Origin of the sequence: Tenacibaculum crassostreae (assembly GCF_964512405.1) — a bacterium.
GTDB classification, from domain to species: Bacteria; Bacteroidota; Bacteroidia; order Flavobacteriales; family Flavobacteriaceae; genus Polaribacter; species Polaribacter crassostreae.
Genome location: NZ_CAZELE010000005.1, coordinates 328729 through 340108, shown reverse-complemented (window position 1 = coordinate 340108; position 11380 = coordinate 328729). Strand labels below are relative to the sequence as shown.

The window sequence follows — 11380 nt, the reverse complement described above, 5'->3', positions numbered from 1 at the left end:
AGCATAAAAAAATCAGCAAAATTTGCTGATTTTTTATTAGTTTTTTTCAGGTATTCTGTCCCTTTCTATTTTTCCTTTTTTAACTGCTTTGTAGTTTTCGTAACAGTTTAAAACGGCTTCGATTAATTGTAAATCACTGGCTTTTTTAATAAAATACTCAGAATAATTACAATCTGAAAGTAGTTTGTTTAACTCAGTTCTATCCATTTCTAGATATTCCATCATTACTTCACGGTCAAATTTACCAGCGAGCATTTTACGCAAATCATCCTCTTTTTTAAGCTTTTTAAGTTTTTTAAGTTGTTTAGGCTTGTTTCCAAAGAGATTATATACCAAATCAACAGGATTTAACAGTTTAGCAATAGGTGAGGAGATTTTTTGTGGACGACCAACCTCATAGGTTTGGGGTAATCCGTTAATATGTATTCTTGTAAAACGATCTTTAGGAACTTGTTTTACATCTACCTCTAGTACACCTATAAGTTGAGTAGATTTAATAACGACTTCTTTAACTTCTTCTGGCTTCTCTTCTAAAGAAATAACAACTTCATTTCCTTTTAAAAGATCATTTGTAACTTTTAATTTAATAGAAGCATAACCTAAGTACGATACTAAAACAGTGTCGTTAGCTTGAGCTACAATATCAAACAATCCTTCTTCATTGGTAATTGTACCAACTACGGTATTTAAGTTTAATAAATGTGCAGCGCTTAAAGGTTTTTTTGATTCAGAATCGATTATCTGCCCTTTAAGGTTATTGTTTTGAGTGGTTTGTGCTATTGTTATAATTGATGAAACAAAGAATAACAATAAAATGATGTACTTTTTTTGCATACTGCAATAATAAACATTATTAAAGTGAAACTAGTTAATAAACTGTGAAATTGATGAGCAAGAATTGTTCCAAAAGAAAAAACTACAAACACTTAGAATAGTGTTTGTAGTTTTTTGTGCACATAAGAAGATTCGAACTTCCACATTCATAAGAATACTGCCCCCTCAAGGCAGCGCGTCTACCAATTCCGCCATATGTGCATAAACTAAAAAAGTTAAGCTCTCGCTTAACTTTTTTTGGTGACCGGGCTGGGGCTCGAACCCAGGACCCTCTCCTTAAAAGGGAGATGCTCTACCAACTGAGCTACCCGGTCATTGCTTCCTTGTGAAAGCGGTTGCAAATATACAACTGTTCTTTAAATCTGAAAAGCTTTTTTGTAATATTTTTTATTGATATTTGTAACTGCTTAATTATTAGTTTATGAAAATTGTTTTATTAGGGTATATGGCCAGTGGAAAATCGACTATTGGTAGCGTTTTAGCTGAAAAAATGCAGTTACCTTTTATTGATTTGGATGCTTTTATTGAAGAAAAAGAAGAAATGTCAGTTTCAGATGTTTTTAAAAATAAAGGTGAAATTTATTTTCGTAAGCAAGAGCATTTGTATTTGAAAGAACTTCTAAATACAGAAGGTAGTTTTGTATTGTCTTTAGGAGGTGGTACACCTTGTTATGCAGGAAATATGGATGTCTTACAGAGTTTTGACTCAGTTGCATCTATTTATTTAAAAACTTCTATTGCTACTATAGTAAGTAGGTTATTAAAAGAAAAGAGTCAGCGACCATTGGTAGCTAATCTTAAAGAAGAAGAATTAGTAGAGTTTATAGCTAAACACTTATTTGAGCGCAGTTATTATTACAATCAGGCAACTTATAAGTTAATAGTAGATAATAAAAGTATAGAAGAAACAGTAAAGGATTTGTTACTTATATTAGATAAGCAATAGTTTCGTTTTTATTAAATTCTACAACTACATGTTCTTTAATAGAAGTGGACAAAGAAATTCCTTTAAAATCAGCTTTTACAGGATATTTTTTATGATTTCTATTCACTAAAACGGCTGTTTTAAATCGTTTTAAAGGTACTTCTAAAAAGTGTTTAACACCATATATTAAAGTTGTTCCAGAGTTTAAAACGTCATCTACCAAAACTAAGGCTTTGTTTTTATACTCATCACTAGAGATAGAAGTTGTAATTGGAGCTGTTGGCTTCTTTTTATCTATTGAAACTTTACAAAGTGTTATTTGTAAAGGAGATATTTTTCCTAAAACTTCAGCTATTTTTTCAGCTAATGAATAACCATTATCAGCAATACCAGCAATAATTATTTCTTTTTCGTTGCTATTACTCTCGTAAATTTGAAAAGCGATTCTGCGAATTTTTTGCTCTATTTGAATATTACTAAGTATGATATTGTTAGTGTTGGTCATTTTTTTGAGTTGTTTTAGACAAAGGAGTTACAAATTAACATCATTTTCTTCAGAATCCTCGTAATAATCTTCAATATCACGACGATCTTTTTTAGTAGGACGTCCAGTTCCTTTTTTACGATAGTAATCTTTTGAATATTTTAATAATTCTGTCTTTTCGAATTCTTCTTTTGGAGTTAAATCTTTTCGATACAAATCAACCAATTTGGCACCGACACGGTTAGGAGGGATGTCTAGAATTTTTATTTTGTAGTTAATTTGATTCTTTCGAATTATTATTTCTTCATTTCCAAAAACTTCTTTTGAAGGTTTTAAGTTTGTTCCGTCAATCTTCACATGCCCTTTTTTACAAGCATCTGTGGCGATACTACGTGTTTTAAATAAGCGAATACACCACAAATATTTGTCGATTCTCATATAAAAAGTTAAATTTTAGTATTTCGTTTTTTACAAAGGTATAAAAATGGTAAATTGCGCGTTAAAATTCCAAAATTAAATGATAAAATTTAAACATGTATTTTACGCTATTACATTGGGGGTTATTTTATACTCTTGTGGTAGTGATGGTAATAATTCGGTTACTCCTTTTGATCATGAAGCTCAAGCAGTAATAGACAATGATTCTTTAGTTAAGTTTTTAGATAATCATTATTATGATACTACTATTGATTCAATAAAGTTAATAACTAACGGAGAAACTTCTTTGCTTAATGATTCAAAATTAAAGACTATTGAGGTTAACGAAAATGATATCGATTATAAAGTATATGTATATATTGGTGAAGAAGGGTCCAATAGCCCATCACCTGATAAAGGTTTTCCAACAATCGTAGATTCGGTATATACAAAATACCAGTTATGGAAGATTGATGATTATAAAACCTTTTCATTACAAGAAACTGGTTCAGAAGCTAGATGGTGGAATATATACCCTAGTCCAACTGGCGCACGAAGTACTATTTCTGGATGGAAATATGGATTTGCTGATAATTTTAAAGGAGGTTATAATAACACTTCACCAGGAGGAAAAATTAATTATATAAACGGAGGAAAAGGAATTATGTTTTTACCTTCTGGATTAGGATATAGAAATGGAGGTTCTGGATCAATACCTGGTAATACAAATTTAATTTTTTATGTCGAACTTTGGGATTTCGTTCCAAATACTGATCATGATAACGATAATGTTCCTACTTTTTCTGAGATTGAATTTGTTAATGGAAAATTATCTAACTTAGATACAGACGGAAATAGAGTGGCTGATTATATTGATTCAGATGACGACGGAGATGGAGTATTAACAAAAGATGAAGATAGAAATAAAGATGGGGATCCTAGAAATGATTTTAATGACCCAAATAAACCAACGGTTCCTGATTACTTAAATAGAGATGTTAGAGTAAAGTCATAACAGCATAAAAAAACCGAAGTTTAAAACTTCGGTTTTTTTACTTTTAACTTCTAATTGTTTTAAAATCTATAAGAAAGACCAAAAATAATTTGATTTACTCGAGTGTCAAAATTTACATTTCCAACATTTGAATCGATAAATTCAGTTTCTGTATCTGATAAAGCTCTTTCCCAACGAACATCAATACCTAATTTACCTAGTTCAACTCCAGCTCCAAACTGTAATCCAACAGAAAATCCGTCTGAGCTTACTTGTTTTAATTCTTCAATATCAAAATCAGAGTCTAAAATGTACTGAAAAGAAGGACCTGCAAAAACATGACCTACTTTTAAAAAGTTTAAACCTAATAAAACAGGAACATCAATTTTTTGAAAATCGTAAGTAGTCATTTTTGCTGCGATGGTTCCGTTTGGTGAATATGAAACTTCATTACTTAATTGAGTGTACACCAATTCTGGTCTTATGTATAAACCAGAAGAAGGTATTTTAATTCGTAACCAAGCACCAGCATGAAAACCAGTTTTACTTTTTGCTCCGTTAAGAACAACATCATTCTTTACATCAGTAAAAGAGTCTGAATTGTAGTTGATACCAGCTTTTATACCTCCTTGTAATTGACTTTGTGCTAACTGTATTCCTCCAACAAAAAGGAATATGATTAAAATTGCTTTTTTCATTTGTAGATAGTTTACTTATTAATAATAGCTTTGATATTTTTTTAAAATAAAAACACACCACTTAAAACAAGAAAAGTGATGTGTTTATTGTTGTATGTTATGATTTTTATTTTCTTGAAATAACTTTTTCTACAGCACTTACAATTGCTTTGTCGTTTAATCCGTATTTTTCCATTAATTCAGCTGGTGTAGCAGATTCTCCAAAACTGTCGTTTACAGCTACAAATTCTTGCGGAGTAGGGTTGTTGGTAGCTAAACAACGAGCAACGCTTTCACCTAAACCTCCAAATTTATTATGCTCTTCGGCAGTAACTATACAACCTGTTTTAGCAACTGATTTTAAAATAGCTTCTTCATCTAAAGGTTTAATCGTATGAATATTGATAACTTCCGCAGAAATTCCTTTTTCTTCTAGTTGTTCTGCAGCTTGTAAAGCTTCCCAAACTAAATGTCCAGTAGCTACAATTGTAACATCGTTACCTTCTGTAAGTTGAATTGCTTTACCAATTTCAAAAGGTTGATCTGTCATATACACAGGGACACTCGGTCTACCAAAACGCAAATATACTGGTCCTTCATGCTCTGCAATAGCTAGTGTGGCTGCTTTGGTTTGACTATAATCGCAAGTATTGATTACAGTCATACCAGGTAACATTTTCATTAAACCAATATCTTCTAAGATTTGATGCGTAGCTCCGTCTTCACCTAAAGTAAGTCCAGCATGCGAAGCACAAATCTTTACATTTTTATCAGAATATGCAATAGATTGACGAATTTGATCGTACACTCTACCTGTAGAAAAGTTAGCAAAAGTACCTGTGAAAGGAATTTTACCGCCAATGGTCATACCAGCAGCAATCCCCATCATGTTAGCTTCGGCAATTCCTACTTGAAAGAAACGCTCAGGGTGATTTTTAGCAAATTCATTCATTTTTAATGAACCTGTTAAGTCAGCACATAAAGCAACAACATTAGGGTTTGTTTTTCCTAATTCGGTTAAACCATCACCAAACCCAGAGCGGGTATCTTTTTTTTCAGTATAAGTATATTTTTTCATCAGTTTGTGTTGTAAATACGTGTCAAAAATAATCTTTTATCAAAAGGTAGCCTTATAATTTTGATAATTCTTTGTAAAGTTTATGAACAGGGAACCCCATCACATTAAAATAGCTTCCATTCATCTTAGTAATTCCTATTTTTCCTATCCATTCTTGAATTCCGTATGCACCAGCTTTATCAAAAGGTTTATAAGTGTTTATATAGTAATCAATCTCTTCATTAGATAATTTTTTGAATGTTACAGTGGTTACATCGTTAAAGGTTTGCTGAAAATTTTTGCTGGTTAGCGAAATTGATGTAATAACCTCATGTGTAGCGTTAGATAATTCTTTAAGCATATTAAATGCATCATCATAATCTTTTGGTTTTCCGAGTGCTTTATTATTCAACCAAACAATAGTGTCGGAGGTTATTAATAAATCATTTTCGTTTAATTCTGATGTAAAAGGAGTTGCTTTTAATTCGGCTAAATAATCGGTTATTTTGCTGTGTTTTAGATTTTCAGGATATATTTCTTCTACTTCTTTTGTTTTTATAGAAAATGAAATATCTAAACTTTTAATTAATTCATGTCTTCTTGGAGATTTTGAAGCAAGAATTATGTTGTATTTTGATAATTTAGTTGATAACATATTTAAAATAATAAGCGACTACTGGAATGGTTAAAACCCCAAGTAAGTAAACAATATTAGTAGTTTTATGAAGCTTTTTATAATCACTTTTACTTTTTGCTTTGAGTAATTGATAAATAAAATACAACTCAGGAATGGTAGCTAAGAAGATAATCGTAAGCGATATAAATTTTATATGAGTTAAAAGTATAGCTAAGGAGAAAACAAAAAAGCAAATAAAAATTGATATGGCCAAAACAACACTCTTAGCTCTTTTTCTTCCTAATAAAATAGGTATAGTTTGGTGTTTATGATAATGATCCTTATCAATATCTTTAATGTCAATAACGAGTACGCGAACTAAATTGCTTAAAAAAGAAACAAAAGCGTAAATAATAGTGGTTAGTTCAAGTTTATAGAATAAATCCCATTGAGCAGATTTTAAATTGATAGGTGTATCAAACCACCAAAGGCAAATAATTGCAAACGGAATTAAGAAAGACTGAATGAGGTTGTTTAAAAAAGACTTTTTTGTAATTGTTTTTGAGTAAACAAATGTTAAGAAGATTCCGAAAGCAAAAATAAAACTGTGTAAAGGTTTTTCTATTTTGATTGACAAATAAACTCCTAAAGCCAAACTAATAAAACTCAACGAAAGAGCTAGCTTTTTAGCAGTTTCTACTGGGAATTTGTTTTTCTTTTCGTTTTTTGTTAAGCGATAATTAAATAAATATCCTGCAGCAAAAAGTAAAGAGAAAGAACAAGTTAAAATACTTAAATCTAAAAAAGTAAGGCTGGTTTTAAATCCGTAACCATAAAGAAAGCAGTACTTAAATAAAAACAACACGAAAGAAAAGTACAAAAGCCTTTTCCATTGAATAATATTTAAGAAGGGAACAAGCATTTAAAAAGCTTTTTTAATTCTAGCTAAATCTCTTTTATTATCTCTATCCTTTAAAGTTTCTCTTTTATCATGTGTCTTTTTTCCTTTAGCTAGGGCGATTTCTAATTTAGCCCAACCATTTTCATTAATAAATAATCGTAAAGGAACTATGGTATTTCCCTTTGCAGAAACTTCTTTTTCAAGTTTTTTAAGTTCGCGTTTGTTTAATAATAAACGGCGCTCACTTTTAGGTTTGTGATTGTAATGATGCCCAAAAGCATATTCTTCAATATACATATTAACTACAAAAAGCTCACCTTGCTCATTAAACTCACAAAAACTCTCAGTAATACGAGCTTTACTTTGACGAATAGATTTTATCTCGGTACCGGTAAGCTGAATTCCGGCTGTATATTTATCTAGTATTTCGAACTCGAAACGAGCTTTTTTGTTTTGTATGTTAATGTTTTTCTGCATAAATCTGTATTCACAAAAGATTAACAAATATAAAGCTTTAGTTAATTTATGGTGTCTTATTTTTGATAAATTATAAAGAGTAAATTATTAAAAAAAATGAGGTTTTTATTAGGAGTATTACTAGTATTTATGGTTTCTTGTAAACCAGCTTTTACAGCTCAAGAGATTATAGATAAATCATTAGAATATGCTAAATTGAATGAATTAAATGAAGCTACTGTTTCTTTTAACTTCAGAAAGAATAAATATTCAGCGACTAGAAATAACGGTGTTTTTGAGTTAATTAGAACTATTCAGAATGATAGCACGATGATTAAAGATGTGTTGTTTAACGATGGATTTAAGCGTTTTATAAATGATAGTTTGGTTTCGTTATCAGAAAAAGATAAAAACAGATTTAGTAATTCTGTAAACTCAGTACATTATTTTTCGGTGTTACCTTTAGGGTTAAACGATCAAGCAGTTTATAAAGAGTTGTTAAAGCCAGTAACTATTAAAGGAAAAGAGTATTACAAAATTAAAGTAACTTTTAGTGAAGTAGGAGGAGGCGATGATTTTGATGATGTGTTTATTTATTGGTTTGCAAAAGATAATTTTCAACTAGATTATTTAGCGTATAAATACCATACGAATGGAGGAGGAGTTCGTTTTAGAGATGTAAAAGAAGAAAAATTTGTTAACGGAATTCGTTTTGTAGATTATAATAACTACAAGCCTTTAGATACAGAAATTGACTTTTTTACGATTGATAAATTATATGAGGAAGGTAAATTAAAAAAGCTTTCAGAAGTAGTTTTAAATAATATAAACGTAACAAAAAAGGGAGCTTAAGCTCCCTTTTTTATTCATTTTCTACTAAATCAGATTGATTTCTAAAAACCAACTGATCATCAAAAGCATCTAATAAAATTATACTGTCGGTTGTAACTTTACCAGCTAAAATTTCTTTAGATAATTGATTCAAAACCTCTTTTTGAATAACACGTTTTACAGGACGCGCACCAAACTCAGGCTGATATCCTTTAACAGCTAAATAAGCAATAGCTTCTTCGGTAGCATCAAAAACTATGTTTTGTTTCGCTATCATTTTTTTAACACTGTTTAATTGTAGTTTTACAATTTGTTTAATATTGTTTTCAGATAGCGGCGTAAACATAATAATATCATCAATTCTGTTTAAAAACTCCGGACGCACACTTTGTTTTAATAAACCAAGAACTTCTGTTTTGGCAAGCTCCATAGTTGTGTGAATGTCTTTTTTCATGTTTTCAAACTTCTCTTGAATAATATGGCTTCCCATGTTTGAAGTCATGATAATAATCGTGTTTTTAAAATCAGCAATACGACCTTTATTATCGGTTAATCTTCCTTCATCTAGCACTTGCAATAATATATTAAATGTATCTGGATGTGCTTTTTCAATTTCATCTAATAACACAACTGAATACGGTTTTCTTCGTACAGCTTCTGTTAATTGTCCACCTTCATCATAACCAACATATCCTGGAGGTGCACCCACTAATCTACTTACCGAATGACGTTCTTGGTATTCACTCATATCAATTCGAGTCATTGCATTTTCATCGTCAAATAAATATTCTGCTAATGCTTTTGCTAATTCAGTTTTTCCAACCCCTGTTGTACCTAAAAATAAGAATGAACCAATCGGTTTATTAGGATTTTGTAATCCCGCTCTAGAACGACGAACCGAGTCTGAAACAGCTTCAATAGCCTCTTCTTGACCAACTACACGTTTGTGTAATTCATCTTCAAGTTTTAGTAATTTCTCTCGTTCAGATTGTAGCATTTTAGTTACTGGGATTCCTGTCCATTTCGCAACAACCTCAGCTATATCATCATAGGTAACTTCTTCTTTAATTAAAGCGTTTTCGCTTTGTGAAGCTAATTCTTGTTGCTTTTCTTCAAGTTGTTCTTGCGCTTCTTTTATTTTTCCGTAACGTAATTCTGCAACTTTTCCATAATCGCCATTTCGTTCAGCTTTTTCAGCCTCTAATTTGTAATTTTCAATGCCAGTTTTTAAAGCTTGAATAGTGTCAACTACATTTTTTTCTGATTGCCATTTGGCATTAATCTCGTTGCGCTCTTCCTTTAAATTAGCTAAATCGGCATTTAGCGATTTTAATTTAGCTTCATCGTTTTCACGTTTAATAGCTTCAATTTCAATTTCTAACTGCATTATTTTACGATCTAGTACATCTAATTCTTCTGGTTTAGAATTGATTTCCATTCGTAATTTGGAAGCAGCTTCATCCATTAAATCGATCGCTTTATCGGGTAAGAAACGACTTGTTATATAGCGCTGCGATAATTCTACCGCACCAATAATAGCTTCGTCTTTAATGCGAACTTTATGGTGGGTTTCATACTTGTCTTTAATACCGCGTAAAATCGAAATAGCGCTTTCGGTGTCAGGTTCATCCACCATTACTTTTTGAAAACGACGCTCTAAGGCTTTGTCTTTTTCAAAATATTTTTGGTATTCATCTAGTGTTGTTGCACCAATAGCTCTTAACTCTCCACGAGCTAATGCAGGTTTTAAAATATTAGCTGCATCCATAGCGCCTTGACCACCACCAGCACCAACTAAGGTATGGATTTCATCAATAAAAAGAACAATATCTCCTTCGGAAGTAGTTACTTCTTTTACTACGGATTTTAAACGTTCTTCAAACTCACCCTTATACTTTGCACCAGCAATTAAAGCTCCCATATCTAAAGAGAAAATTTGCTTGTCTTTTAAATTTTCAGGAACGTCACCACGAATAATTCTATGTGCTAATCCTTCAGCAATAGCAGTTTTACCCGTACCAGGTTCACCTACTAGAATAGGATTGTTTTTTGTTCTACGAGATAAAATTTGAAGTAAGCGTCTTATTTCTTCATCGCGACCAATAACAGGATCTAATTTACCGTCTTGCGCTAATTGGTTTAAGTTTTTAGCGTATTTATTTAATGAATTGTAGGTTTCTTCTGCACTTTGAGAAGTAACTCTGTCTCCTTTGCGCAATTCTTCAATAGCTATTGTTACCAGTTTTTCGGTAGCACCTTGATCACGTAGTGCTTGTCCAATACCACTTTTAGATTTTACAATAGCTAAAATTAAATGTTCGATTGACACATATTCATCGTTCATTTTTTTGGCAACTATAGCTGCTTCATTTAAAGTAGTACCTGCTTCACGAGAAAGCATGATATCTGCACCCGTAACTTTTGAAAAACTTTCTAGTTGTTTATCTAAAATTTGTTGAACAATTGTAAAATTGATGTTCAACTTTTTTAAAATAAATGGAAGTACATTTTCATCAACTAAAGTAATTGCCTTAAAAATGTGTTCATTTTCTATTTGATTATGACTATAACTCTGCGCTAATTGTTGTGCTTGTTGTATAGTTTCTTGTGATTTTATTGTATAATTGTTAAAATTCATCTTTCAGTTTTTATGTGTTAAAGTCAAAATTGATACCAATTGAAAGATTAATTCAAAAACAGTCATTTTGTCTTTATTGCAGGCGTTTTTACTGACTTTTTGACTGTGAAAGTTATTTGAGATTAACACGACTACGTTATAAAAAGTAATAAAATGAGCATTTTCAATATATTTAAAAATAAGAAAGATTCTAAAGAAGAGCAAAAGAGTAATATCAATTGGATTCCTCTTACTAACATGCAACAGCTAGAAGAAATCAAAAGGCAATCAGAAAATGAACCTGTAGCTATTTTTAAACATTCAACTCGTTGTGGTATTAGTAGTATGGTAATTAAGCGTTTTGCAAATAGCTTTGATGAGGAGCTTAAAAGCTACAAAGTTTATTATTTAGACTTACTTAATTACAGAGAAATTTCTAACGAAATTGCTTACACATTTCAGGTATTACATCAATCACCTCAGTTATTGGTGATTAAAAAAGGGGAGGTGGTAAGTCATGCTTCTCATTATGATATTGCTCAGATAAATTTGAAAAAATTCTAAAAAAAGT

At 31.0% G+C, this 11380-nt stretch carries 13 protein-coding genes and 2 tRNA genes; 4 read left to right on the top strand and 11 right to left on the bottom strand.

Translation table 11 applies throughout. The annotated features are described in order from the left end of the window. Positions 1-36: 36 nt before the first annotated feature. The 3 genes from ACKTST_RS06960 to ACKTST_RS06950 form a co-directional block, all read right to left on the bottom strand. Positions 37-834: a carboxypeptidase-like regulatory domain-containing protein gene (locus ACKTST_RS06960; RefSeq protein ID WP_408047027.1), complete on the bottom strand. Its 798-nt coding sequence runs from the start codon at positions 832-834 to the stop codon at positions 37-39. Positions 835-951: 117 nt separating this feature from the next. Beyond that, positions 952-1035, bottom strand: a tRNA-Leu gene (locus tag ACKTST_RS06955). Between the two features lie 37 nt (positions 1036-1072). Continuing rightward, positions 1073-1148: transfer RNA gene (locus ACKTST_RS06950), tRNA-Lys, on the bottom strand. A gap of 107 nt (positions 1149-1255) precedes the next feature. Here ACKTST_RS06950 and ACKTST_RS06945 point away from each other — a divergent pair. After that, the gene (locus ACKTST_RS06945; RefSeq protein WP_408047026.1) at positions 1256-1780 is read left to right on the top strand and encodes a shikimate kinase; all 525 of its coding nucleotides are present in this window, start codon (positions 1256-1258) and stop codon (positions 1778-1780) included. Here the strand turns inward: ACKTST_RS06945 and ACKTST_RS06940 are convergent. Together ACKTST_RS06940 and ACKTST_RS06935 are read right to left on the bottom strand one after the other, a co-directional pair. Beyond that, positions 1761-2264, bottom strand: a complete 504-nt coding sequence (locus ACKTST_RS06940) for a phosphoribosyltransferase domain-containing protein (protein ID WP_408047025.1) — start codon at positions 2262-2264, stop codon at positions 1761-1763. The two genes, ACKTST_RS06945 and ACKTST_RS06940, sit on opposite strands and share 20 nt — an antisense overlap. Before the next feature lie 27 nt (positions 2265-2291). Next, positions 2292-2681 carry an RNA-binding S4 domain-containing protein gene (locus tag ACKTST_RS06935; protein ID WP_408047024.1) on the bottom strand — a complete coding sequence of 130 codons (390 nt, stop codon included), beginning with the start codon at positions 2679-2681 and terminating at the stop codon, positions 2292-2294. Positions 2682-2760: 79 nt separating this feature from the next. Between ACKTST_RS06935 and ACKTST_RS06930 the strand changes: the two genes are divergently transcribed. Further along, complete coding sequence (locus ACKTST_RS06930; RefSeq protein WP_408047023.1) at positions 2761-3675, top strand: FKBP-type peptidyl-prolyl cis-trans isomerase; 915 nt, start codon at positions 2761-2763, stop codon at positions 3673-3675. 59 nt (positions 3676-3734) lie between these two features. On the opposite strand, the gene ACKTST_RS06925 is transcribed toward ACKTST_RS06930, so the two are convergent. The 5 genes from ACKTST_RS06925 to smpB all read right to left on the bottom strand — a co-directional run bounded on the left by ACKTST_RS06925 (position 3735) and on the right by smpB (position 7382). Then, on the bottom strand, positions 3735-4352 hold the full coding sequence (locus ACKTST_RS06925) for a porin family protein (RefSeq protein ID WP_408047022.1): 618 nt from the start codon (positions 4350-4352) through the stop codon (positions 3735-3737). A 106-nt stretch (positions 4353-4458) separates the two neighbouring features. Next, positions 4459-5409, bottom strand: a complete 951-nt coding sequence (locus tag ACKTST_RS06920) for a transketolase family protein (protein WP_408047021.1) — start codon at positions 5407-5409, stop codon at positions 4459-4461. A gap of 52 nt (positions 5410-5461) precedes the next feature. Beyond that, positions 5462-6043 carry a Maf family nucleotide pyrophosphatase gene (locus ACKTST_RS06915; protein ID WP_408047020.1) on the bottom strand — a complete coding sequence of 194 codons (582 nt, stop codon included), beginning with the start codon at positions 6041-6043 and terminating at the stop codon, positions 5462-5464. Continuing rightward, entirely contained in the window at positions 6030-6926 is an 897-nt protein-coding gene (locus ACKTST_RS06910) for a UbiA family prenyltransferase (protein ID WP_408047019.1), read from the bottom strand. The genes ACKTST_RS06915 and ACKTST_RS06910 overlap by 14 nt, the downstream gene beginning before the upstream one ends. After that, positions 6927-7382, bottom strand: coding sequence for an SsrA-binding protein SmpB (gene smpB / locus ACKTST_RS06905; RefSeq protein ID WP_408047018.1), 456 nt, complete (start codon positions 7380-7382; stop codon positions 6927-6929). Between the two features lie 96 nt (positions 7383-7478). Here smpB and ACKTST_RS06900 point away from each other — a divergent pair, with 96 nt between their 5' ends. Further along, positions 7479-8213 carry a DUF6503 family protein gene (locus ACKTST_RS06900; RefSeq protein ID WP_408047017.1) on the top strand — a complete coding sequence of 245 codons (735 nt, stop codon included), beginning with the start codon at positions 7479-7481 and terminating at the stop codon, positions 8211-8213. 10 nt (positions 8214-8223) lie between these two features. On the opposite strand, the gene clpB is transcribed toward ACKTST_RS06900, so the two are convergent. Next, positions 8224-10830, bottom strand: coding sequence for an ATP-dependent chaperone ClpB (gene clpB / locus ACKTST_RS06895; protein ID WP_408047016.1), 2607 nt, complete (start codon positions 10828-10830; stop codon positions 8224-8226). 153 nt (positions 10831-10983) lie between these two features. Between clpB and ytxJ the strand changes: the two genes are divergently transcribed. Beyond that, positions 10984-11373 carry a bacillithiol system redox-active protein YtxJ gene (ytxJ, locus tag ACKTST_RS06890; RefSeq protein ID WP_408047015.1) on the top strand — a complete coding sequence of 130 codons (390 nt, stop codon included), beginning with the start codon at positions 10984-10986 and terminating at the stop codon, positions 11371-11373. The last annotated feature ends 7 nt before the right edge of the window (positions 11374-11380 follow it).

Coding starts and splice junctions, on each gene's coding strand:
- ACKTST_RS06960 (WP_408047027.1), bottom strand. CDS start 834: ATGCAAAAAAAGTACATCATTTTATTGTTATTCTTTGTTTCATCAATT.
- ACKTST_RS06945 (WP_408047026.1), top strand. CDS start 1,256: ATGAAAATTGTTTTATTAGGGTATATGGCCAGTGGAAAATCGACTATT.
- ACKTST_RS06940 (WP_408047025.1), bottom strand. CDS start 2,264: ATGACCAACACTAACAATATCATACTTAGTAATATTCAAATAGAGCAA.
- ACKTST_RS06935 (WP_408047024.1), bottom strand. CDS start 2,681: ATGAGAATCGACAAATATTTGTGGTGTATTCGCTTATTTAAAACACGT.
- ACKTST_RS06930 (WP_408047023.1), top strand. CDS start 2,761: ATGATAAAATTTAAACATGTATTTTACGCTATTACATTGGGGGTTATT.
- ACKTST_RS06925 (WP_408047022.1), bottom strand. CDS start 4,352: ATGAAAAAAGCAATTTTAATCATATTCCTTTTTGTTGGAGGAATACAG.
- ACKTST_RS06920 (WP_408047021.1), bottom strand. CDS start 5,409: ATGAAAAAATATACTTATACTGAAAAAAAAGATACCCGCTCTGGGTTT.
- ACKTST_RS06915 (WP_408047020.1), bottom strand. CDS start 6,043: ATGTTATCAACTAAATTATCAAAATACAACATAATTCTTGCTTCAAAA.
- ACKTST_RS06910 (WP_408047019.1), bottom strand. CDS start 6,926: ATGCTTGTTCCCTTCTTAAATATTATTCAATGGAAAAGGCTTTTGTAC.
- smpB (WP_408047018.1), bottom strand. CDS start 7,382: ATGCAGAAAAACATTAACATACAAAACAAAAAAGCTCGTTTCGAGTTC.
- ACKTST_RS06900 (WP_408047017.1), top strand. CDS start 7,479: ATGAGGTTTTTATTAGGAGTATTACTAGTATTTATGGTTTCTTGTAAA.
- clpB (WP_408047016.1), bottom strand. CDS start 10,830: ATGAATTTTAACAATTATACAATAAAATCACAAGAAACTATACAACAA.
- ytxJ (WP_408047015.1), top strand. CDS start 10,984: ATGAGCATTTTCAATATATTTAAAAATAAGAAAGATTCTAAAGAAGAG.